This is a genomic window from Ureaplasma miroungigenitalium (assembly GCF_025780085.1).
Taxonomy (GTDB): Bacteria; Bacillota_I; Bacilli_A; order Mycoplasmatales; family Mycoplasmoidaceae; genus Ureaplasma; species Ureaplasma miroungigenitalium.
The window spans coordinates 202271-227526 of record NZ_JAOXHL010000001.1 but is presented as its reverse complement, the minus strand read 5'-3'; the positions used below and the strand labels follow the sequence as shown (position 1 = coordinate 227526).

Below are 25256 nucleotides of genomic sequence, written 5' to 3'. Positions count from 1 at the left end.
TATATATATATATAAATCTAACTTATTAGAATTAAAAAAACGCAGAGAAACCTTTGCGTTTTTTTAAAATAATATAATGTGCTACTTTTGCTTATAAGCTGTATTTAGAAAACTAGATTCGTCAATCTCGACATTTTCAGTCGGGATAGAGATATTGACTAATTTCGTGCAATCCTTAAATGCTTCTGCTCCGATTGTTTGAACCGCAGGGAAATCAACACTAGTTAATTCAAGATTTTTTTCGAATGAATTATCTCCGATGTTTTGGACATTTTTCCCTACAATACTAGTAACTTGAGAACCTATGATTTCATCAGAATGTTCTTTTTTATAATTAAACGCATTGTTAACAATAACTGTTACATTATCAGGAATAATAACATCACCTGTGGCTTTGGAACCATCTAATAAATAATTTTTGTATATAACTAAATTGCTTATATGCAATAGTTCATTTAATTTAGGGCAATTAGCAAATGAATCGGGAGCAAAAGTCTTTGCTTTAGGGCTATTTAACTCTTCTAAATTTATACAATTGGCAAAAGCACGCTTAGAGATGCTTGTTACATTGGGTAAGCTAATATTAATTAAATTGGTACAATTAGCAAAAGCGCCATCACCAACCTGCTTAGCGTTTGGTATTTGCACAGTTACTAGATTTGTACAATTCTCACAAAGACCAGGAGATATTGAACGTAATCTTTTATGTGGTAAATTAATTGATGTTAGATTTGTACAATTGGCGAATGCGAAAAAACCTATTTTATTTGCTTGAGGAAAATTAATAGTTTTTAAATTAATACAATCCCTGAAAACATTTTGATATATTTTCTGAACTTTGTTAAACGAAACATTAGTTAGTTGTTTAGCTCCTTTAAAAGCATTGCTTTTGATGCTAATAATTCCTAATCCAACAACTTCGGTTATTTTTAGATTATCAGCAAAGGCATAACTACAAATATCAGTCACCTCTGCAGGTAAAGTTATTTTACCTTCTGCTTGTGAACCATCAACAACAACATTGTTGAAAATTGCTATTTTTTGTTCATTAGTAATAGATTTTAAAAATAATGTATTATCAAATACTTGAAACTCAAAAGATTTTAAATTCGGAGCTTGGACATCTTTTAATACCACACAATCTTTAAAAACTTGTGAAGAAATATCTGTAAGTATAGGCATATTTACGGTATCTAATGTATCGCAAGCGTTAAAAGCTAGTTCCCTGATTTTTTGGAGTTTTGGCATAGTAATTTTTTTGATATTTTTACAGTTTTTGAACGCTTCTGCTTTAATTTCAACTACACCTTCTAAAGTTATGCTCGATAATAAATGACATTTTTCAAATGAACGTTCTCCCACAATTTTCATGTTCGGAAAATTAACGTTTGTTAAATTAATACAATTGCTAAATGCATCATCGCCGACTTCTTCAATATTTTTACCTTGGATATTAGTAAGTGAGGTGTTATCGCTAAAAGCACCATTACTAATTTTTGTAATGTGTTCTGGAAGATTTATTGCTCCATTGGCGCTTGAAGCATCAACGAGGATATTATTAATAATTGCAAAATGATTAATTGTATCTTGTTGAATTAAATTCTGTAAAAAAACTGTATTCGCGAAAGCAAATGCTCCGATTTGTGAAACCTGATCACCAATAGTTACATCTTTTAATGATTTACAATCAAAAAAAGCTTTTTGTTCGATCACCGCTACATTTGGGATTGATATTTTTTTAAATCGATTACATTTGCTAAAAGCGCCCGCCTCAATAATAGTGGCATGCGGTAAACTCACTTCTTCTAAATTTTTACAATCTTTAAACAATTCACTACCAACCACCTTATATTTTGGATCTTCTAAAACAATTTTTTGCACTATAAAGCGGTCACTGACATTTTTAAAGCCAACAATCTTGTTATTTTGGACTTTAAAAAATTCTTTTGCATCAGTTAAAGTTATTTGAAGCAGCTTAGTAGGCTCTTTATTTTTGGCATCTAGGATGGCCTTTGTGAGCATATTTTTAGCATTCATCAAATCGTTATATGTACTCGCTTGATTATTCAACACACTTTCAGCTGCTTGATATGTATTTTCTAATTCTTCTTTTATTATAGAAAATTCAACCGAGTTATATGCAGATAAAACTGATTCTTTATGATCTATTAAGTCTTTAAGCTCTTTTTGTATTGCCTGCTTATTTGGTATTACTACTTGATCCTTATTCTCTTTATCATTGTTGTTCTTACTTGATACATTATTATTTTTGCAACATGTTGCAATACTAACGACAGAACCAATAGCTAATAATGATCCCAATATACTAATTAACATTAAATTTTTATTTTTTTTCATATTAAACCTCAAAAACATCAGTTAATAATGCTTTTTTAAAATTTTATTGAATACTAAAAAAAAAATCATAATTCAGGTACATTAACATATAAAAATGTTTGCGGATTGTTTTTTGCGCTTGTTAATTAATATATTTTTTCATATTTGGTTTTTAAAAAAACAGAAATACCTTCAAAAGATTAAAAACATACTTGTATCTAGTAAAATAAATAGGATATATATTTTACTAGATACAATAAAGGGATATTATGAATAATAAAATAAACAAAGAAGAGTTAGCTAGACAATTGTGAAATTCCGCAGTTAATATGCGAGGTTCATTGGAACAAAATGATCACAAAAACTTTTTACTAGCAATGCTTTTCTACAAATTTTTATCACAAAAACAAGTGGAATATTTTAAGAAAGAAATGCACTGAATGACTGAACCATTAACTTTTGAACAAATTCAGTTAATTGACTCTGCATATATTAATCCTGAGACTGAACTTATTGATGAACTAAACATTAGCCAAGACTCTATAGATCAATTGATTGAAGGTTCGCAAAGCAGTTTAGGTTTTTATATTCAACCAAAATATTTGTTTGAAAATTGAATTAACCAAGAAACAAAATTTGGCGTTGAACTAATTAGTGATTCCATCAAATCTTTTAACACTCATTTATCAACACAGGAAAATATTCGTATCTTATTCGATGGTATTTTTAATGTTTATGAATCTGAACTAGGTAAACTGGGACAAAACCCTAGAACCCAAAGTGAAAATTTAAAGAAAATTTTAAATGTCATTAAAGATATTCCGACGGGTAAACAAGATTTTGATGTCTTGGGTTTTGTTTATCAATACATGGTTGAACAATTTGCTGGTGAGGCCGGTAAAAAAGGTGGAGAATATTATACACCCCATGAAGTTTCACAATTAATGTCAGAAATTGTTGCGCGCCATTTTAAAAATCGTGAAAACATTTCGGTTTATGATCCCACGTCTGGGTTTCATGTCATAATTATGACAACGGCAAATAGATGCGATGATATAAGGGTTTCAAAGGCTCTATCAAAAATAAAAAAACATTGGTGTGTTGCTTAGAGCAATTTTTTTAGAAAGATTTTTCTAAGGAACACATCAGTGTTGGAGGATAGTGTGAGAGGATATAGAAAAAAGTATAAATTTGAAATGAGGTGTTGAGATGAAAATAATAAGAATATTATTCAGGATTATTCTACTTCCTGTTCAAATCATTTTGACATTACTCGAATTGTTTTTAACCATGCTTCTAGAAATTGGTACAGGAGTTTTGTATCTTGTAATGCTACTTGTTCTAGTAGGAACGGTAGGGGCATTCATACAAGGAGATACAAGAACGGGAATACAAGGAATCTTTTTAACCTACCTGTTTAGTCCTTACGGGCTACCATTAATTGGAGCCTTGGTCATAGTGCCAATAGTGATATTAAAAGAGGGTATAAAGGCAATATAAAAGGTTAATGAGGTAATGAGTTTGACTTTATGGAGATATGAGAGGATAAAAAATTATGATCAATAAAAACAATCCAATCCCGATAAAAAACAGAATCAAAGAGTTGTTTTTTGATTATCTGGTTATTCTTTTGTATCTGGTGTTTTTATTTGGGATAACCATGTCAGTCTATATGTTTTTTTTCAAAGGGATACCTGAAATGAACGAATTACAGGCCCAGTTAATTGCCACAGTAACATCAGTCCTGCCTATCATTTTGATTTTTTCTTATTTAGATTTTTCAAAAGATGGAAGTCACGGAAAAAGAAAGGCTGGTTTAACCCTTGTTTATAAGGAAAAATCTATTAAAGCTAGCCTAATAAGAAATGCCATAAAATTTTTCCCCTGGCAGTTAGGACATATTTCTACAATTCATGGCATATATACAAACTTTGATACTTTATCAATTATGCTGTCTATTGTAAGTATGACATGTGGGCTACTATTGTTGTTAATGGCTATTTTGAGACAAGATAAGAGACACTTAGGTGATCTATTTGCAAATACTCAAGTTCAATTAAATGTTAAATAATTCTAATGTACAAAACCAATAAAATTTAATAAACATCATATTAGACGATAGAAAATAAAAACTCTATCGTCTTTTTTTATGCAAGAAAGGAGGTGCTTGATGGAATTTGATTACTTTTATAATCGAGATGGAGATCGATATAGCTTTTATATGTTACCTAAGATTTTAATTAGTGGAGACATCTTTAAGAACCTGTCATCTGATTCCAAAATACTTTATTCCTGTTTATTAGAACGAACCAGTTTATCTGCAAAAAACAACTGGCTAGACGATGAAAAGAGAGTCTATATCATCTTTACCATTGACCAAGTAATGGAAGTGTTAAACAAGTCCAATAAGACCTCAGTTAAGGTATTAGATGAGTTAGAAAAGATAGGTTTAATCGAACGAAAAAGACAAGGACTAGGCAAGCCTAATTTAATCTATGTGAAAGATTTTATGACGGCAATAAATGGCGAGTGTAAAAATTACACTTCAGAAGTGAAGAATTTACATTTCAGAAGTGAAGAAAGTTCACTTCAAGAAGTGAAAAAACTACAAGGAAGTAATACTAATTATAATAAGACTGATACTAGTAATAAGAATAAGAGGTGGGAGACCCAGGCTTTAGGTAGATTTCAAAATGTTTATTTAAGAGATAATGAGATTCAGGCATTAAGAGAAGAAATCCCCTATCAGCTAGACAACTATATTGAACGATTATCAGCCTATATGAAAAGTACTGGTAGAAGCTATAAAGACCAGATTTTCTAAGTTTTACAATTTACCAGAACTTATGAATATGTTTCGTGAAGTGGCTGATATTCAAACAGCAGATATGTTAAATCTTCCTACACCAGAGGCAGAATTTCAGGTTTTAAAAACAGAGCCAACAGATGAGCAAAAAGAAATCCTATCTCCTTTAGCAGAAAGAGCGGATAAGGTAAGAAATAACGAGGTAGAACCTGAAAAAGATAATATGTTAAAGATAACCAATGATGGGAAGAAACTCGCTCTTGATCAAAGACTTATTAACCCTTTACTTCCAGATCATCCTGATAGCAAGGTTAATGTGTGTGAAAAATGTCTTTTCCATTTGGGATAAGACTAGGGAAAACAAATCAGCTCAACTAATATTTTCTGATATGTCCACTCCAAAGGGAGATGGGGAATTTAATATTTATGACGATATTAGACAAAAGCTAGTGGAACTAGGTGTACCAGAAAAAGAAGTAGCTTTTATTCATGAAGCTAATTCAGACAAACAAAAAGAAGAACTCTTTGCTAAGGTAAGAAAGGGTGAGGTAAGAGTTCTTTTGGGTTCAACGCAAAAGATGGGAGCTGGTACGAATGTTCAAAACAAGCTGATTGCTTTGCATGATTTAGATGTACCCTGGCGTCCTGCTGATTTAGAGCAACGAGCTGGAAGAATTGTAAGACAGGGTAACGAAAATGAGAAAGTAAATATTTATCGTTATGTTACAGAGAACACATTTGACAGCTATTTATGGCAGACGATTGAAAACAAGCAAAAGTTTATCTCTCAAATTATGACTTCTAAAACACCAGTAAGAGCTGCGGAGGATGTAGATGAAAGCTCTCTTAATTATGCTGAAATTAAGGCTTTAGCAACAGGCAATCCTTTAATCAAGGAAAAAATGGATTTAGACAACCAAGTAACTAAACTAAAAATGCTAGAAGCTAACTATAAGTCTAATAAATACCGATTAGAAGATAGGGTAAGTAAGACCTACCCTAGAGAGATAAAAGCTACAGAAGACCTGATCCAGGCAGTAAAAGAGGATATAAAGATAGTAGAGCCTAAATTAAGTGGAGAAGAAAGTTTTAATGGGATAACAATAGCAGGAGAAAAAATCCTAGATAAAAAACTGGCAGGAGAAAAACTATTAGAAGCTATAAAAACGGTAAAGATGGGAGAAGAAAAAGAAGTTGGTTTATATCGCAATTTCAAGTTAGAGCTTTCCTATAACTCATTTCTTAATGAATATAACTTTTCCTTAAATGGTAAAGCCAAACATCAGGGTAGTCTTGGGACGAGTGCTGACGGGAATCTTACCAGGCTAGATAATGTCCTTGGTAAACTAGATGAAAAATTAGAAAGATTAGAGAATAAGCTAGAAACCACCAAGGAACAATTAGTAAATGCAAGGGAGGAGCTAAATAATCCATTTGAACAAGCAAAAGAATTAGAGGATAAAGTTTTAAGACTTGCTGAACTAAATAAGCTATTAGATATGGGTGAAGTGGAGGAACTAGAAAATAAGACCCCTCTTATGGAAGATTTAAAAAGAGCTATTGTTGAATTTTGTAATGAAGAATATGATGGCAATGATTCTTATGAAGACTTTGACAAGCTTTACCCAGACCTTGCCCATGTTGGAATAGCCTATACAGAAACACCTGACGGAAGAAACTCTATATCTTATGAATTAAACCTTGAAGAAAAGTCCTGGTCTTTATATTTAGACGAGGACATTTTAGTATCAACAGAAAAGTTTGGAGAGGAGGGAATGTCGGAAGAAGAAATCATTAAGGAAATGATAGAAAGTATCCATCAAGCAGAATTTAATGATCTGGTGTATATGGATTCAGAGGATCTTATTCAAGCAACTGGCTTAGCCATAGATGATGAAGGTAACCTATATGATCCATTAGAAAAAGATTTAGATAATGATGGAATTATCGACCGATATGACCACGATTTTAAGGATAGTGATTACTTTGAATCGACTTATGATGTAGAGGACAATTATCATAGTAGACTAGATAGTAAGGAGCAAGTAGAAGATAAGCCATCTATCTTAGGACAAATTAGAGCCTATCAAAATACCAGTAACGAAAACAAAGATAAAGCAGTAAAAGAAAATACACAGGAAAGATAAGGGGCTAGAAATAGCTCCTTTTATTAATTATAGGAGGATGATTAAATGACTTACAAAGAGATGAGAAAAAACATTGAAGAAATGGCAGATAATAACTATCAGGACTTCGTAAAAGCGTTAATTAGCTACGAGAAAGGGATTAATGATGAAAAAGCTTTAGATAGTTTATATGAGGAGTTCATGGACAATGATACTCAAGGTTTATTAAGTGAAGAATTCGATTACTCGATAGATAATCTTAAAGAACAAGGCTTACTACAAGAAGAAGCTACCATAAAGGAAGAAAGAGATGACCTAATCAATGTTGTAGGAAATCTTATCAAAGATCCAGAACTATTAGAGATAAAGGATAATCAAGGAGAGAAACTCAAGGTGGCTAACTTTACCTTGGTTTCTAATGATAAGGAGGGAGGGAAGAATTACCACTCTTGTTCAGCCTATGGAGAAAAAGCAAAAGGAATGGAAAAGTTTAAACAGGGAGATTTTATGAAAGTATTTGGGCAAACAAAGGTAAGCCTTGGAGATGATGGAAAAGAATATACAAATATAAGAGTGCTATCATCAAAACTTTTAAAAACAAAAGAGAGAAACCAGGAGCAAAGTCCTAAAAAAGAATCCATACTTGGAGCAATAAAGAAGTACAAGGCAGAGGATAAGGGTAAAGAGACAAATAAGTCAGATAAAAAAATAGAAACAGAAAGATAATATTGGCGGTGTGGTCTTCGGACTGCACCGTTTTTTTGTTGTATAACACTTTATAAGTTGTATAACTCTTTATTGTTAGCTCTGGAATTTTAAGAATCGTGCTGATATAATTAAGTTTAAAGACTTTTTTACGATATGAGTATATGTAGAACATAAAATGAAATATTATGAAACAGCTATTAAATATAGTTAGCAAATTAAAAAAGGAGGGAATTTTAAATGGAAAACTGGAAAGTATTTGAGTTAAAAAGTGTAGAATATTTAAATCAAAAATATGTTAATTACTTTGAGCACTTAGGATTTAGTGACTCTACCACAAGTGATATTAAATATATTAATGGTCACAAAACATTTTTTATTGAAGCTAAAATGCCTCAAGCACAGAGTGGTCAATTTGTACTTTTACCAGATAAAAAAAACAAAAAGTTTATTTTTTCACCGAGGAATAAAAGTGAGATAGATGGAAATGTTGAATCAATAATAAATTTCATGAATAACGATTTTGATAAATATCAAAATGCGGGCACTAAAGGAGAGGATATTGACTTGCCCCAATATTTAGTTAGTGATTGGATCATAAACTCGTATAAAAGACTCGGTGTTAAGTTTTTTATAACTTATGGGAAGGATTTTATAATTTTTCCAATTGAAAGATATAGTGAGTATTTTGAAATAAGTTGTAAATATAGAGTTAAGAAAAGTGGATCTAATGATGTTCCTAAAAGTAGACAAGACGAAGTTAGGAAGAAATTAAACCAAATGAGTTTTAGTTATAAAGAGCTGGATAATTTTATAATTAGTAGCAATGATAATATTGATAAATTAAAATTTTCGGTAAATGATGGAAATTATATGATAAGATTGCTGGAAAATAATCTATATAGAATAAGAAAGCTATCTAACACATATAATGCAAATGTTATTTTTAGTATAAAGTTAAAAAAAGAACAAGATAAAAAAGATTTATTAAAATTCGAATCAGCTTTATAAATGAGATATAAAACTCAACAAAGTTAGTATTTATTTTTGCTTAACCTTGTTGAGTTTGTTTTATTTGTCTTCCAAAAAGGACAGATATTTATTTAGAGAGTATTTATAAGTTGCTATTGAAGATTTATTTAGTGGAAGGCTTGAATTTATTAACATATTATTTTTAAATCTATTTTTACTAAGACATTGTAATAACTTCTGACATTTGTCTTCTTTATATTGGGCATCAATTGTAGTATAGACTGATTGTTCCATAAGTTCTCGATCTATTCTTTTTAATCGGCTAATTATATCGGAGGCAACTTTTTTGTTAGTTCCGTTATATAAGAGCCAATTGTTGAATTCCACTATATTCATGATTCAATGCTTCTCCTATCTGTATGCCTAAGAGTTGTAATACATCGACTACTACCGAGTTTCCCAATTGCTTATATGCCTGGTTTCTATTTGGATTTAATTTATAGCTATCTGGAAAACCCATAAGCCTTGCACATTCTCGCGGGTGTAATCTCCTAGTTTTTCCATTTATTAAATATCCACCAGTTTTTGAAAAAGCACCACCACCATAAGCTGATAAAGTTATTGCAATACCCTTGGGCGAATAAATCCTTTCTCCCTGACCACCTTTTCCAACAGTTCCTACTCTTATCGTCTTAGCATAATTTTGATTTGTATCAAAATTACTATTTAATACTAGATCGTCTCTTTCAACAATATAATCGCTTACTAATTCATCAGGAAGTAGGAAGTCTTCAACATAGTGGTTTAGTTTTTTTCTTTTAGGGAATACAAAACTTTCTCTTGAAACATCATTTCTAAAACAAATCATATAGATACGCTCACGCTTTTGAGGCATTCCATAGTTAACAGGGTTCAACACATTGTATTCAAAACTGTAGCCTAATTGGTTCATTATATCTTTTACAATCATTAAGGTTTTGCCACCATCATGAGTAGCAAAGTTCTTTACATTTTCCATGAAAACTACTTTGGGTTTCTTTTCTTGTACAATTCTAGCTATATCAAAAAATAGTGTACCCCTACTATCTTCAAATCCTTTTTGCTTGCCACTAATTGAAAAAGCTTGGCAGGGAAATCCAGCACATAATATATCGTGATTAGGAATTTCTTTTTCATCAACTTGTGTTATATCTCCTTCAGGGATTTCTCCAAAATTCATTTTGTATGTTTCTTGAGCATATTTATCCCATTCGTTAGAATATACACACTTAGCACCTAAAGATTCTAATGCTAGTCTAAAGCCACCAATTCCAGCAAATAAATCTATAAATGTATATCCAGTTAAACTTTTGTTAGTAATATTAATCATCAAAACCCTCCTTTCACAGGCGCACTGCGCTATAAGAATAATACTAAATATTGTTTTAAAAGTCAATAGATTTGCACGCAAATATACCAAATTATGATTCAATAAAACATTGTCAAGAGGTCTATAAAAACTGAGAAACAATAAAAAAGGAAAGCAAAATGATAAAAATATTTATAATAGTAGTAATATTAAGGGAAAATATTTACTGAAAAATTGGAAAGTGTAAAATGAGAAATCTTGTTTTAATCTATAATGATTATATGGATAAGGAAGTAGAGCTTATCTCTCCACTTCCTTATCCATATAACTTTCATAGTTCTTTTGATATAAAACAAGTTCAGAAAACTGTTCTTTATTATGAGAATACTCTTTCATAAGGGTATTCTTTTCTTCTTGCAGTAAATCAAGTTTTTTAAGAATTTCTTTTGATTTAGGAATAGTTTTATATTTCTTAGATAGAGAAGTAGCAGCAGTAATGTAAATCTTCAATTCTGCTGAGTATTCTTTTTCAAAGCTTTTATCATCAGGATTTTCTTTAGCGTATTTGTAGTGACCTCTATACTTTCTAACCATTTCAACTTCTTCCATTGTGGCAGATAAGTTCTCCATTTCTTGCTCAATCTCTTTAATCTTATCGAGTAAATCCTGTCTTTCATCAGCTGTTTTTTCGACTAGCTTATCGAGTTCTTGTTTTGAATTAACCCCTAAATTTCTAAGGGCAAGGACAGAATCAGCCATGGTTTTAAGATTATGTTTTCTAGCCCAGTACTCATAACCTTTATTAGCTTGAACTTTCTTATTATTTTTCAAGTCTACAATGTTTCCAACTCTTTTCTTAACTTGATGGATACTTAAATTTCTTTTTTCTTCAATTCTTTCTTTTAATCGATCCTCTACATAATCTTCTCCAATAGTCTTAGCTCTGGTAAATCTTTTCTTGTCCTTATACCTAAAAGCTATGTGTTTACCATGCTTAATTTCATAGCCGAGATTAGTCATTTTCTTTAAAAATACTTCCCAATCTCTCGACTGTTTTATCATACGATCAATGTCAAATTGTAGCTTTGATTTCCAAGATTTCCCCTTATTAGCCATTTCATTTTCATACCAGGACTTCCCTCTTGTCTTATATTTTCTCTTATAAGATTCATAGTATTTATCAATGACAGAAAGTTTATTTTCCTTACATAACTCATCACTTTGAAATCTTATTTTATGGTAAGATTTCTTATTTGATTGATAGCATTTACCTGTAATAAAATTTACATTATTAAAAATAATGTGGTTGTGTATATGGTCTTTATCTACATGGGTTGCTAATACATACTCATATTCATTTCTTAAAATTTTCTCGCAAAGTTCCTGCCCAATTCGATGGGCAGTTTCAGCGTCTGTTTCTCCAGGAAAGAATGACTGAATTAAATGTCTGGCTAAAACTGTTCCCCTTGTATCGAATTGTTCTCGTCTAGCTTCAAACTGTTTGTGGGCAGATATGGGATTACAATTAAAAGATGAAACAAGGATTTTCTCATCTGTTTTCTTATCATCAGTAATGTAATTTATAGCATAAGATAGAGTTTTTTTAATTGGATGTATTTTTGTAATTGCCATATTAATCGCTCCTTTCTTTTGTTCTACCAAGGAGTAGGGAATGGATTTGCCACAACTCTTTAGAAAAATCATCAAGATCTTTTCTAATCGATTTTATATCATCATGATAGATGACACCTGTCTGATTGGTGTGTTTTGCAATTTGATTAATGTTATTTGTTGCATTAGAAAAGAGCCGATCTAATCTAACAATAGGTTCTAAATCCACTACATAAATTTCTTTTTCTAAAATACTTTTTCTAATAAATTGTCCCATAGAATTGCATTTAGACATTTCCATTTTCTTCTTAAAAAGAGCTAATTCTTCATCATCTAGCCAAATTTTTAGTTGATTTTTTCTTCTTCTATTTTCCATTATTATATTCCTTTCTTTTGAATTTCGGGGTCTTAGGGTCTCCCTAACAAGTTAAAATTGAATAAAAAAAGAAGCAGTCCATAGTGGTCTGCTTCATCAATTTTTCGTAAGTGGGTACTCACTTACTGTGCTTGTTAATTAATATATTTTTTCATATTTGGTTTTTAAAAAAACAGAAATACCTTCAAAAGATTAAAAACATACTTGTATCTAGTAAAATAAATAGGATATATATTTTACTAGATACAATAAAGGGATATTATGAATAATAAAATAAACAAAGAAGAGTTAGCTAGACAATTGTGAAATTCCGCAGTTAATATGCGAGGTTCATTGGAACAAAATGATCACAAAAACTTTTTACTAGCAATGCTTTTCTACAAATTTTTATCACAAAAACAAGTGGAATATTTTAAGAAAGAAATGCACTGAATGACTGAACCATTAACTTTTGAACAAATTCAGTTAATTGACTCTGCATATATTAATCCTGAGACTGAACTTATTGATGAACTAAACATTAGCCAAGACTCTATAGATCAATTGATTGAAGGTTCGCAAAGCAGTTTAGGTTTTTATATTCAACCAAAATATTTGTTTGAAAATTGAATTAACCAAGAAACAAAATTTGGCGTTGAACTAATTAGTGATTCCATCAAATCTTTTAACACTCATTTATCAACACAGGAAAATATTCGTATCTTATTCGATGGTATTTTTAATGTTTATGAATCTGAACTAGGTAAACTGGGACAAAACCCTAGAACCCAAAGTGAAAATTTAAAGAAAATTTTAAATGTCATTAAAGATATTCCGACGGGTAAACAAGATTTTGATGTCTTGGGTTTTGTTTATCAATACATGGTTGAACAATTTGCTGGTGAGGCCGGTAAAAAAGGTGGAGAATATTATACACCCCATGAAGTTTCACAATTAATGTCAGAAATTGTTGCGCGCCATTTTAAAAATCGTGAAAACATTTCGGTTTATGATCCCACGTCTGGATCAGGATCACTTTTAATTACCATTGGTGATATGTTTGCTAAATATTCTAAAAAGAATAATAACGTTACTTATTATGCTCAAGAAAAAGTCAGTTCGACATATACGATTACGCGAATGAATTTAATTATGCACGGCATAAACTCTGCTGATATTAATGTGCGTAACGGTGATACTTTAAAACGTGATTGACCCTTCTTTACATCTAGTGATGAATCGACATATGAATTACGTGCCACTGATGCGGTTGTTTCAAATCCACCTTACTCATTAAAATGAGATGCAGAAGAAGCACATGGGGATCCGCGTTTTATTGAATATGGAATAGCACCGAAATCAAAAGCTGATTATGCTTTCTTATTGCATAGTTTATACCACTTAAAAGAAGATGGGATTATGACTATTGTTTTACCACACGGGGTGTTATTTAGAGGTGCTAGCGAGGGATTAATTCGTCAAAAACTAATTGAGAAAGGTTATATTGATACAATAATTGGCTTACCAGCTGGAATCTTTTTTAGAACCTGTATTGCAACTATTATTATGGTTTTACGGAAAAACAAGCACGATCGAAGTATTCAGTTTATTGATGCTTCGAAGTTATTTAATAAAACGGGGGCAACAAATCGTATGGAAATTTCACACATACGAAAAGTCGTTGACGCATATATTAATAAATCTAATATTGATAAGTTTTCTCGAATTGTTCATTTTGATGAAATTAAGGAAAATGATTTTAATCTAAACATTTCGCGTTATATTGACGCTTTCGAAAAACCAGATTATCATGATCTTTATGCTTCATTACATGGAGGCGTTCCCAATAGTGAATTAATGCTTTTTGATGATTTATGACTATCTTTACCAAATATGAAAAAAGCATTGTTAAAACCATTAAATAATGCTTATAGTGAATTTGTTGATCCTAATCAAATTAGTGAGATTATTTTAGGACACGCTGATACGCAAAATTACCTTGCCCAATATGAACAAGTAGTTGACAAATTGCAATCGTTTATTAAATCTAACATAGGAAATTTAGAACAAATTAAAAATATTGCAGTTGAAGAATTAGAAGAAACATTTGACAATTTCTTCTTTGATAATATTTCACAAATTCGTATGTTAGATAAATACGAGTTATATCAAGAAGCTATTTCCACTTTTAAAGACATTAAAAAAGACTTGTATCATATCTTAGCTAACATTCAAAATTCAAACACGCAATGATATCCTGACTTATTTAAAAAAACACAAACTATTGAAAAAACTTATTTAGCTGTTGAATTAGAAGAAATACAAGCTTTGCAAGCAAATATTGACGAATATAATACATCAATCAAAGAGATTGCTTTTGATAAAGAAAGTGAAGAAAGTCTTGATGATAATCAATTAGCAGAATTAAATGAGTTGAAAGCAAATCTAAAAAACACTAAGGAAATTTTAAAAAAACAACAAACTCTTTTTGATGAATCACTTTCAAAAATTATCAAAAATATAACACCAGATAAATTTGTCGACTTATTACATATTAAATGAAGTGCAAATTTAACACAATCTATTTTAGATAAAGGGTATGATATTATTAACGAACAAATTGCTAAATTAGAGAAATTAGCTAAAAAATATGCTCAAACATTAGCTCAAATTAATGATGAATTAAAAGTAAGCGAACAATCTTTAGTAGCTATGTTGAAAGACTTAAAAGCTGATGAATACGATCTAAAAGCTATTAAAGAATTAGTTGATTTATTGGGTGATAATGATGAATAATAAATTGGTTCCGTCCATTAGATTTAAGGAATTTACAAACGCTTGAGAACAGAGAAGAGTGGAGGAAGTATTTAAAATATTCACAGGTGAATTTATACCTAAATGAGAACAAAAAGAAAATTATCTTTATCCAGTATATAATGGTGCCATTTCTTTTACGGGCAAATATTTTAAATTTAATCAATTACCGAATAAAATCACCATATCAAGCAGAGGCAGTGTGGGTGTAGTTAACATAGTCAGAGAAGCATTTTGAGCTGGAAACTCAGTTTTTTCCTTGTGTTTAAAAGAAGAAAATGATTTAACTCTTGATTTTTATTATTTTTCAATGCTAAATAAATTTTTAAAAAACAATAAAATTTTAAATAGTAGTGCTATTCCGTCTCTTTTATATTCTGAAGTTGCAAAATTTAAAATATATGATTGTGATGTAAGAGAAAGAACAATGATTTCATGTTTTTTGAAATTGATCGCGGATGCCATATCACTTCTTCAGCGTAAGTTAGAAAAGTTAGAAAATATTAAAAATACCCTTTTGCAAAAGATGTTTGCTAGTAAAAATAACCCTTATCCAGAAATAAGATTTAAGGAATTTACAAACGCTTGAGAACAGAGAAAAGTGGGAGATTTAGCATATGTTACAACAGGTATATCAAATTCTAATCAGCAATCCAAAAGAGGCGAATACCCTTTTTTCATTCGTTCTGAAACATCGGTTTACAGTGAAAAATATATTTTTGATGCAGAAGCTGTAATTACAGCCGGAGATGGAAAAATAGGTGACGCGTTCCATTATGTTTTTGGAAAATTTGATTTACATCAAAGGTGCTACGCTATTATGCATTTTAAAGACATAAATGGAAAGTTTTTTTATTATTATTTTCAACATAATTTTAAAAAAGAGGTTGTTAAAAAAACGGCAAAAAACACTGTAGATTCTGTCCGTATGGAAATGATTACAGACATGAATATTTTCTTTCCGTTAATCGAAAAAGAAGAATTAAAAATATCAATATTATTAGACAATGCAAATAAATGTATATCACTTCTTCAGCGTAAGTTAGAAAAGTTAGAAAATATTAAAAATACCCTTTTACAAAAGATGTTTGTATAAAAAAACAGGCATAATGAAAGCACAAACAAGTTAATGTTTAAAGCTTTCATTTTTTTGCAGATATAAAAAACATATAAGTCATAAAAAAGAATCATAAAATACATTGATAATGCTCACGATGAAGAAGTGATATATATTCTTCAATCCTATCAAGCAGAATAGTTAGTCTTTTTTGTTCTTTTTCTGATCCTGGAATATTTAATCTAAGTTTGTCTAGATTTTTAAGCAAAAGTGTTGGAATTGTTGAAGATACAGTTATCTTTTTTATTTTATTTTGAAAAGATTCTGTTGATAACAAAAAATATAAAAATTCAGGGCTATAGGCCTCTTTCAAAACAATACCTAGTATCCCTTGTTTAGTCGTCAAATCTACTTTGTTAATCGATATTTTACCTATTGTGGCACCGTTTGATATTAATAAATTATTTGCTTTTAATAATCAAGCAGAAGAATTTTTTAAGGCCTTGTTAGTTATATAATTCTGAGTTTTGAAAATGTATTTGCACTCCAAATCTTGGATTTTAACAAAGGGGATGTTTCCGTTTTTATAATACGTAGCTACATGAGTAGTCGGAGTTCCTCATTCAGCAGCGAATTGATAAAAATCATTAAAGTTTCTCTGTTCTCAAGCGTTTGTAAAATAACATATCCTTTTGAGTTTTTAGGCACAAAAGTATAATATTCACGTGGGTTTAGAAAGAGGAAATTATGAAGAAAAATGACATATCTTTGTACAAGTATTTTCAAAACTGAATACATATTTATAAAAAAGGATCTATTAGAAAAATAAGCTTTAACAAATACTTAACAACCTTAGATTGAATAATTAAAATTTGTCCCGAAATGAGATTATGCGATCTGGATAGAATTAATTATCAAACCATCCTAAATGCATACGCTGAACATCACGAGCGCCAAACCACAATGGATTTTCATCACCATTTAAAAAGTTGTCTTTTAGACGCCTTTGATGAAGGTTTAATTGAAATTGATCCCACAAGAAAAGTGGTAATCAAAGGTTGCCAACCGTCTAGAAATAAAAAACCTAAATTTTTAAGTCAATTCGAGCTACAATTGTTGATTAAAAATTTAAAATTAAAAAATCAAATAAACTTTGATTGATTAATTTTACTAATTACCAAAACGGGGTTAAGATTTTCTGAAGCACTAGCACTTACACCAGCTGATTTTGATTTTAATAAACAAATTTTAAATATAAGTAAAACCTGAGATTATAAAGATGGTGTGGGATTTGCTCCGACAAAAAATCGCTCATCCAATCGAAAGGTCCAATTAGATTGATTAACAACATCACAATTTGCAATGTTGATTAAAGACTTACCACAAGATGAACCTTTTTTTGTCAAAAACAAACGCATTTTTAATTCAACTATTAATGATATTCTAGAACGTCGATGTAAAAAAGCTAATATTCCAGTTATATCAGTACACGGTTTAAGACATACACACGCTTCATTATTATTGTATGCAGGTGTTTCTATTGCTTCAGTTGCTAAACGACTAGGACACGCTAGTATGAACACGACAGAGCGTGTTTATTTACATATTATTAATGAACTTGAAAACAAAGATATCGATCTCGTAATGAGATCGATATCTAGTCTTTTTTAAAAAAAATAGCAAAACCCACAAACAGCGACTTTTAGTTGCTGTTTTTTTTGTTTTCACGTAAATAATTTAGTTCTTTGACAAATGAGTTCATAATTTCGCGGCGTAATCATTGACCTTTATGTTTTTTATGACTATTACATTTTTCTAAATAAGCTATGGTTGAATCTTGAATATGATAAGTATCAAAAAGGATTTCGATTCCTAATAAAGCCGAAGGGTCTTCTTTACGTAAATATAATTTTTTAACCGCTTCAACATCGAGGTTGTAATTTTGGGCTAATTGAACAACTTGGTTTTCTTCTTGTTGACGTTTTTTAATAAGAATTCGGTCGTAAGGTAATTCATTGCTAACATCGACAGTTTTATTTTTAAATTCATCTAAAACTTCTTTAATAATTGGTAAATCCTGGCGTGAAAAATCGTTGCGCACCATAGTATTAATTTCATTCCAAACTGGGTGATGTAAATCACCTGATCCTTTTTTTACTAACGAGTTGAATTGAGAAATTCATTCTGGAGTAATAAAATCATTTTTACCAACAAAACTAACGTCCTCTAGTTCAACATAAACTTGAGGTTGAATGAATTTTTGCTGCAATACACTAGCGGCTTTATCGATATTAAAATCCTCATAAGCGTTTCAGATTTGAGGGATCGCCTGAGAAATGTTTTTGATTTTTTCAGCTTTTTCAGGGAATTCTTTTTGTAATTTAACAATGATGTTTTTGATTTTGATTGCATTGTCGTTATCTAAAATTCTTTTAAAAAGCTTTTTACTCTTTTCAAATTTAATTCGAAAGAGCATCGGTTCAGTTAGTTCTTTTGGTATCTGGAATTCAATATAACCATCTTGATCAATTGTAGAGATTTCTTGTAAAAGCACTTTCAAACCTTCAAAAGTAACTAGTTGGTCGTTCACTAATTGTTCTGATGATTCAACCTCCACGATTTCAAATTTATCAGCATGCGCATACATTTGGAAAGCTGTTCGGATGTTCATATACATTGTCGATGGGGACTTGAAAAAGATTGCGTTACCAAATAATTTACTTTCGTAATTAGGATCATTCAGAATCCGATTAGTACGCGAAATAGACTGGATTAAATTTTCCATTTCTTGTTCTTTATCATAATAAACGGTATTGATATATTTTGAATCATAACCAGTTAATAATTGGGAAACAACAATTACTAAATCAATACGCTCTTCATCATGTTCAGGGAATCGACCACGAATGTCGTTTAATTTATTATATTGGGCTTTGTGGCCTAATCGGTTAGTTACATCATACTTAAATTCTTTTTTATATTGTTCCATTCTTCAATTCGTTTTAAAATCATGATTGTAGGTTCTTATGATATCGTGAATTGCCCGATACTTCATTGTTTCATCTAAATAATACCAATCTGAAGGAATGTTATCATCAAAGATGGCTGTAATTTTATAACCTTTAAATTTACCGGTACGATCATTTTGAATAATTTTTTGGAAAATATAAAAATAATCAATGGCATCGCGAATATTTGAAGTAGCAAAAAGACCACTAAAATTACGTTTAGAGCTACGTGAGTACCAATCGTCCATAATGAATTGCGCCACACAATTTTTATAGAAAGTATTATCAAAACCACCTTCATCTTTAATAACCTTTTCTAAAGATTTGTATTCAGATTTATCTAATTGCTTATCATTGACCATATTCTTAATGGTTTGCCATTGTTCTAGAAGTTTGTAATCCTTCATAGTGTTTAATTCTTGGTAAATTTCTCACTTATCAGCTTTAAATTCGTCAATTGAATCTAAATCATTGATATCTTTTTTATGAGCTTTGCATCAAATTCAGTATGTTAGGCATTCGTCCAAATAAATATAATCGATGGAGAATTTTAAAACTTTTTTGTCAGTAATACCATTAGCGATTGTGTATGTATGGATAGGTTTATCGCCACCGAAAATATCCTTAGTTGTTAATGAATTAGAATTATCTTTTTCAAAAATAGGTGTCCCTGTGAAACCGATAACAACTGAATTTTTAAAGAAATTAATAATTGAGGCATAACGGTCACCTGCAACCGAACGATGCGCTTCGTCGAATATAAAGACAAATTTCTCGTTAGCTAATTTGACAAAACGAGCGTTACCTTCCTTACTTCTTACCACGTCACCAAGTTTATTAATTGTCGTAACAATAATTTGTTTATTAACGTCAGGTTTGATTAATTTACTAGCTAATTGGTTATAGTTGTTAGGAACGCTCACACAACTATCACCCTCGCTACTGCGATTTTCAAAACGATTAAATTCAGCTTCTGTTTGGTTGTTTAAGGTAATTCGATCAACAACGAAAATAACCTTTGTAGCATAGTTATAATCTAACAATAAACGTGCTACCTTGAAACTAGTTAGTGTTTTTCCAGAACCGGTCGTATGTCAAATATATCCACCCTTAATAGCTTGAGTCCCATCACCATTTAACCAAATATCGTCTGGTGACGATTTATCGAATTTTTGCATAATAGCTTCAACTCCATGGAATTGATAACTTCTTAATAAAAGTAATTCATCGTCTTCGTTATTGGCAATACTGTAATCCTGCACTAGTTTATGAGCTGCAGGTATACTTAAAAACTGGTTGCAAATTGTAATTCAATCATTGATGACTAGATTATTAAAATCTGTTCAAACCATGCGGTTTTGAATATTTTTTTCTAACTTGCTCAATTTTGAAGCGTTGGGTCAGTACGCCATTCTGCTAGGAGTCATAGCTATAAGCACTTGCACAAAACCAAAAAGCCCTTCGTATATCCCGTTGCTAAAATATGTTCGAATTTGTTCGGCAGCCTTATTAAATAAACTTTCTGATTTTTTTAGTTCTATGTGAAATAAAGGGATACCGTTAATTAATAAAACAATATCTAGCCTTTTTTTGTTTTTTCGTTCAATGTTAACTTCGGTAGCAACTTGATAAATATTATCTGCAGGATTAACCTTTCCTTGGGGAAAGAAACGTAAATAAATGTCTTTTTGGTAATCCGGACTGCGTTCTTCTGTTCGATTGATAACAATTAAACCTTCACGTAATGATTCATTGGCCTTTGAGATTGTTTTTGTATATTGATCAACTTTATTTTTTAATTGAGAAAATTCCTCATTAGTAATGGGGTATTCGCCTAATTTATCCTTATTCATTTGATTTAGAATATTACGTCAATTATTATAGATTTGTTGTTCATTAACGTTATTCATTTTAGAAGGAATATTGTCGTAGGTATTCGATCCTAAAACCTTTCAATTACCAAATTGTGTTAGTTGTGTAACGATTTCATCTTGAAATGCTTTTTCAGTGTCAAAAATTTTTTGCGCCATATTACTACCTTTTTTCTTTTATCAGAATTATTTTAACATAACAAGAAGTTATATTTTTTTAACAAACAAGTAATTATTTAAAAACAGTTTTTTAATAATTTAAACGCTATTAAATGAGCTTATTTGCCCACTCTTTTTTAGAAACCATTTTGAGTAATAAAAAAACATACCTGTTGTTTGATCACAAAAGCAGGTATGTTTTATTGGCTAGTATTAATTATTTATTAATTTGTTTTAAAAGATCTTCGATATGTTGAGCATAATCGATTGTTTCATCTTTTAGAAAGACTAATTCAGGTAGTTTGAAATGCTTTCAATCAGTTGCTAGCGACGCACGAACAAAACCTTTCACACGGTTTAGTTCTTCAAGGACATTTTGAATATGTTCACGACTTAGTGCATCAACATAGATTTTAGCAACAGATAAATCAGAAGATAACTTAACATAAGTTACTCGTGCTTTATTAGCTAGTTCATTAGTTACTTTCGTAGCTAAAATATCATTGATCATATCTTTTAAGAAAGCTTCTTGTTTTAAAATTTTAGTTGACATAATTAAACCTCATCGACACTTTTTTCATTAATAACATATGCTTCAATAATATCATTTTCTTTGACATCATTGAAATTTAGGATAGTTAAACCACATTCTTTACCAGCGCCCATTTCTGAAACTTGGTCTTTTTTGTGTTGCATTGTATTAATTTTACTTGTATAAATAACAATATCGTCACGAATAACTCGGACCAAAGCATTTCGTTTAATTTTTCCACTTAAAACAATGACCCCACAAATAGTTCCAATTTGGGAGTGTTTTCATGTTTGTTGTACCTTAGCTTCACCTAAGACTTCTTCCACCTTGATTGGATCTAATTCACCCTTCATTCATTTTAGTAAGTCTTCTTTAAATTTATAGATGATTTCATAACTATAGATATCGACACGAGCATCATCAGCAATCTCTTTAATGACACGGTTAGGTCGTACGTTAAAACCGATGATTAGAGCTTGAGATGTTTGGGCTAAACGAATATCAGATTCTGTAACCCCACCAATAGCAGCGCGAATTAAAGTGGTTGTAACCCCTTCCATTTCGATTTTTTCTAAAACACCCTTAATTGCCTCTAGTGAACCTTGTACGTCAGCTTTAACGATTAAGTTAATGTTTTTTAATTCTCCTGAAAGAATTTTTTCACGAATACTTGCTGCTTGATTCATTTCAGCACGTTCTAAACGAATTCTTTTTTGTTTAATTGATGAAGCCACTTCACGTGCTTGTTTTTCATCTTTTAGAGCTAAGAATTTATCCCCAGCAGTAGGAACTTCGTCTAATCCAGAAATCTTAATTGGTTTTGATGGTAGAGCTTGTTCGACTTCTTGATTGTGTTCATCAAACATGTTTCGAATCTTCCCATATGTTCCACCTACTACTAAATAGTCACCCTTTGTTAGAGTCCCATTTTGAATTAATAATGTGGCTACTGGTCCAAAACCTTTATCTAAATTAGCTTCCAAGACTGTTCCGTAGGCTAAACGGTTAGGATTGGCCTTGTATTCATTAATTTCTGCTAAAACATTGATGGCATCTAATAATTCGTTGATCCCTTCATTTTTTAAAGCTGATCCTTTGATGCAAACGACATCACCACCAAAGTCTTCAACAACAATATCTTTACTTGATAATTGGCTAATAACTTTTTCGGGATCTGCTGTATATTTGTCCATTTTGTTAACGAAAACAATAATTGGTACTCCAGCTGCTTTGGCGTGGTCAATAGCTTCTTCGGTTTGCATTTTGATACCATCATCTGCTGCTACAACAAGAACTACGATATCAGTTAAATTGGCACCACGAGCACGCATTTCTGTAAAGGCCTCGTGTCCAGGAGTATCAATGAATGTAATTAGGTGATCATTCTTTTTAACTTGGTAAGCACCAATATGTTGGGTAATCCCACCAGCTTCATCATTTACGACAGCTGTTTTACGAATCGTATCTAGTAACGTTGTTTTACCGTGGTCAACGTGGCCCATAATCGTTACGATTGGTGGTCGTTTTTTTAAATCTTTTTCATCATCATCAAAATTAATGTTGTCTAGTACATTTTCAACTGAAACATTTTTTTCGATTTTGAAATCAAGACCATATTCAAGACATAATTCACCAATTGCTGTTTCATCTAAAAGTGAGTTTAAATTATAAACTACACCTTTTTTGAAGTAATGCAAAATTATATCATTGGTAGGAATATTTATTTTGGGAGCTAATTCCTGAATTGTTAATGGTGATGTAAAGACAAATGTCCCATTAAATACTCCGACATCAACGTGTTTGATTTGTTTTTTGATATCAATACTTTGACGTTTATCTTTCGTTTGTTTGTTATTTTTCTTTGCCATATGTTCGCTCCTTTATATGTAAAAATTATTTTGATTGCAAGTTTTTCTGATAACTTGTTAAAAAACTCAGCACCTCATCCATATTATTACAATTATAACGCTGAATTAAAATCCGCATAATTTTTTCTAGATTTGAATCAGGCGTGATGTATATATAATAACCACGATGTAGTGAATCATGAAAACACAGATTTTTTTGTTGGTCAATGCTAAAACGTAACATTTTAGATGGATGGTGTTTTTGGCGTGAGATAATGCAAGTCCGTAAGCTTGTATTTAAAAATTTAGCCATTAGTTATTAATTAAATCTTCAAAACCTTCTGCTACTCAGTTTTCATCATTTTCATCGTTTTGATCAACTGGTTCTTCTAGATGATCATTCGTCTCGATGGGTTGACTTATTGGCTTGTGATCAACCACTGATTGATGAGCATCAAGTTCTGCGTCATTATCCTCAGCATGTAACATCGCTAAAACTTCGTCATTTGATTGATTTTTTTGGTTAATCAAATGCATTTGTTTTTGGTGTAAAACATCTTTGTTAAATGATTCATATACAAGGTTTTGCTCTTGTGCATCCTTAATTGATTTAACATCGATATTAGCTTGTACTAGTTTAGAAATTAAACGAATATTTTTCCCTTGTCGACCAATAATTTTAGGGAATGATTCGTTAGTTACAATAACTGTGACTAGTTGTTTAATCTTATAAGGTGCATTAGGATCTTCGTTTGGCTCATTTTTAACAATCATTCCTAAAATGTTGTTAATACCAATAGCATTCGCAATAAATGTTTCCTTGTCGTTTGAATATTTAACAACGTCTAATCGTTCTTCACCAATTTGTTGTTGAATAGTTTTTAAAATGTTAGCATCTTGTCCGATAATTGAACCCACTGGGTCAACGTGCGGGTTGTTTGAAGAAACAGCCACTTTTGTTTTAAAGCCTGCATCACGAGCAATAGCATTAATTTCAATTGTTCCATTTGCAACATCAACAGCTTCGTTAGTGATAATCGCTTTAATTAATGCAGGTTCTTTACGTGATAATAATACCGGTCATAATTTACTTTGTTCTTTAACTTCTTTAATCGCAAAGTAATATGAGTTGCCGACTGTAAAAGTTTCACCACGAACAATTTCACGACTAGATAAATAACCCTTAGTGTTTCATTTATCTTCTAATTGAACGTGATAACCATTAATATGCTCGTTGTGTTGACTAACTTCAACAACTTTAGCATAAACAACAGTATTGATCATTGGCTCTCAGTATTGTGAAACTTTTTTATTGTGTAATTCCGTTGTTCTTTGTTTTAATAATTGCAGAATTTGAGCTACTTCATAGGGGGTAAAAACATCTTGTACAGATGGATGAATTGTTAACGTATCATTCACTTTGATTTTAGGGTCAAATACTAAAGCATCTTTGTGCAACATTTGAATCGTATCGTCAAAATCATCACTATCGTGTAAATCGTCACTCACCACTTTATATTTTTCTGAAACCACAATGTTACCGTTTTCTAAGTCAATTTGAAAAGCAACATCTTCATCAGGGCGAGAACGTTTATATGTTTTTAAAAAAGCGTCTAATAAAATATTATGAATATCTGTAATTGAAATATCTTTTTCAATAGCGATCTCTTTCATTATTTTTAATAGACCAGATTCTTGTTTACTCATT

At 30.9% G+C, this 25256-nt stretch carries 21 protein-coding genes; 11 read left to right on the top strand and 10 right to left on the bottom strand.

The genetic code is table 4. From position 1 onward, the window contains the following. Window positions 1-81 precede the first annotated feature (81 nt). Complete coding sequence (locus tag OF376_RS00805; RefSeq protein WP_263821655.1) at window positions 82-2358, bottom strand: leucine-rich repeat domain-containing protein; 2277 nt, start codon at window positions 2356-2358, stop codon at window positions 82-84. 248 nt (window positions 2359-2606) lie between these two features. Here OF376_RS00805 and OF376_RS00800 point away from each other — a divergent pair, with 248 nt between their 5' ends. From OF376_RS00800 to OF376_RS00765, 8 genes are all read left to right on the top strand, one after another. Further along, a complete protein-coding gene (locus OF376_RS00800; protein ID WP_263821654.1) occupies window positions 2607-3446 on the top strand; it encodes an N-6 DNA methylase in 840 nt (279 codons plus the stop codon). A gap of 100 nt (window positions 3447-3546) precedes the next feature. Beyond that, a complete protein-coding gene (locus tag OF376_RS00795) occupies window positions 3547-3837 on the top strand; it encodes a CD1845 family protein (RefSeq protein ID WP_263821653.1) in 291 nt (96 codons plus the stop codon). A 55-nt stretch (window positions 3838-3892) separates the two neighbouring features. Further along, window positions 3893-4408 (top strand): RDD family protein, encoded by a 516-nt coding sequence (locus tag OF376_RS00790; protein WP_263821652.1) that lies wholly within the window; start codon window positions 3893-3895, stop codon window positions 4406-4408. Between the two features lie 99 nt (window positions 4409-4507). Further along, window positions 4508-5161 (top strand): replication initiator protein A, encoded by a 654-nt coding sequence (locus tag OF376_RS00785; protein WP_263821651.1) that lies wholly within the window; start codon window positions 4508-4510, stop codon window positions 5159-5161. Between the two features lie 22 nt (window positions 5162-5183). Beyond that, window positions 5184-5492: a hypothetical protein gene (locus OF376_RS03210; protein WP_263821650.1), complete on the top strand. Its 309-nt coding sequence runs from the start codon at window positions 5184-5186 to the stop codon at window positions 5490-5492. After that, window positions 5464-7290 (top strand): helicase-related protein, encoded by a 1827-nt coding sequence (locus OF376_RS00775; RefSeq protein ID WP_263821649.1) that lies wholly within the window; start codon window positions 5464-5466, stop codon window positions 7288-7290. Before OF376_RS03210 ends, OF376_RS00775 begins: the two co-directional genes overlap by 29 nt. A gap of 45 nt (window positions 7291-7335) precedes the next feature. Continuing rightward, window positions 7336-7995: a single stranded DNA-binding domain-containing protein gene (locus OF376_RS00770; RefSeq protein ID WP_263821648.1), complete on the top strand. Its 660-nt coding sequence runs from the start codon at window positions 7336-7338 to the stop codon at window positions 7993-7995. A gap of 219 nt (window positions 7996-8214) precedes the next feature. Next, window positions 8215-8985 carry a PDDEXK family nuclease gene (locus OF376_RS00765; protein ID WP_263821647.1) on the top strand — a complete coding sequence of 257 codons (771 nt, stop codon included), beginning with the start codon at window positions 8215-8217 and terminating at the stop codon, window positions 8983-8985. Window positions 8986-9304: 319 nt separating this feature from the next. On the opposite strand, the gene OF376_RS00760 is transcribed toward OF376_RS00765, so the two are convergent. The 3 genes from OF376_RS00760 to OF376_RS00750 form a co-directional block, all read right to left on the bottom strand. Further along, window positions 9305-10315: a DNA cytosine methyltransferase gene (locus OF376_RS00760; RefSeq protein ID WP_263821646.1), complete on the bottom strand. Its 1011-nt coding sequence runs from the start codon at window positions 10313-10315 to the stop codon at window positions 9305-9307. Window positions 10316-10594: 279 nt separating this feature from the next. Continuing rightward, complete coding sequence (locus tag OF376_RS00755) at window positions 10595-11926, bottom strand: relaxase/mobilization nuclease domain-containing protein (protein WP_263821645.1); 1332 nt, start codon at window positions 11924-11926, stop codon at window positions 10595-10597. A gap of 1 nt (window position 11927) precedes the next feature. Continuing rightward, window positions 11928-12281 (bottom strand): MobC family plasmid mobilization relaxosome protein, encoded by a 354-nt coding sequence (locus OF376_RS00750; RefSeq protein ID WP_263821644.1) that lies wholly within the window; start codon window positions 12279-12281, stop codon window positions 11928-11930. 261 nt (window positions 12282-12542) lie between these two features. Here OF376_RS00750 and OF376_RS00745 point away from each other — a divergent pair, with 261 nt between their 5' ends. Continuing rightward, complete coding sequence (locus OF376_RS00745; protein WP_263821643.1) at window positions 12543-15056, top strand: type I restriction-modification system subunit M; 2514 nt, start codon at window positions 12543-12545, stop codon at window positions 15054-15056. After that, window positions 15049-16170 (top strand): restriction endonuclease subunit S, encoded by a 1122-nt coding sequence (locus OF376_RS00740; RefSeq protein ID WP_263821642.1) that lies wholly within the window; start codon window positions 15049-15051, stop codon window positions 16168-16170. Before OF376_RS00745 ends, OF376_RS00740 begins: the two co-directional genes overlap by 8 nt. A gap of 37 nt (window positions 16171-16207) precedes the next feature. Here OF376_RS00740 and OF376_RS00735 read toward each other — a convergent pair whose 3' ends face one another. Further along, complete coding sequence (locus tag OF376_RS00735) at window positions 16208-16819, bottom strand: restriction endonuclease subunit S (RefSeq protein ID WP_263821829.1); 612 nt, start codon at window positions 16817-16819, stop codon at window positions 16208-16210. Between the two features lie 59 nt (window positions 16820-16878). Here OF376_RS00735 and OF376_RS00730 point away from each other — a divergent pair, with 59 nt between their 5' ends. Further along, window positions 16879-17802, top strand: a complete 924-nt coding sequence (locus OF376_RS00730) for a site-specific integrase (RefSeq protein ID WP_263821641.1) — start codon at window positions 16879-16881, stop codon at window positions 17800-17802. Window positions 17803-17833: 31 nt separating this feature from the next. Here OF376_RS00730 and OF376_RS00725 read toward each other — a convergent pair whose 3' ends face one another. From OF376_RS00725 to nusA, 5 genes are all read right to left on the bottom strand, one after another. After that, window positions 17834-21169, bottom strand: coding sequence for a DEAD/DEAH box helicase family protein (locus OF376_RS00725; protein WP_263821640.1), 3336 nt, complete (start codon window positions 21167-21169; stop codon window positions 17834-17836). Window positions 21170-21386: 217 nt separating this feature from the next. Further along, window positions 21387-21722 (bottom strand): 30S ribosome-binding factor RbfA, encoded by a 336-nt coding sequence (gene rbfA / locus OF376_RS00720; protein WP_263821639.1) that lies wholly within the window; start codon window positions 21720-21722, stop codon window positions 21387-21389. 2 nt (window positions 21723-21724) lie between these two features. Then, entirely contained in the window at window positions 21725-23569 is a 1845-nt protein-coding gene (infB, locus tag OF376_RS00715; RefSeq protein WP_263821638.1) for a translation initiation factor IF-2, read from the bottom strand. Window positions 23570-23594: 25 nt separating this feature from the next. After that, window positions 23595-23861: a YlxR family protein gene (locus tag OF376_RS00710; protein ID WP_263821637.1), complete on the bottom strand. Its 267-nt coding sequence runs from the start codon at window positions 23859-23861 to the stop codon at window positions 23595-23597. Beyond that, entirely contained in the window at window positions 23861-25255 is a 1395-nt protein-coding gene (gene nusA / locus OF376_RS00705) for a transcription termination factor NusA (protein WP_263821636.1), read from the bottom strand. Before nusA ends, OF376_RS00710 begins: the two co-directional genes overlap by 1 nt. Window position 25256: the final 1 nt, after the last annotated feature.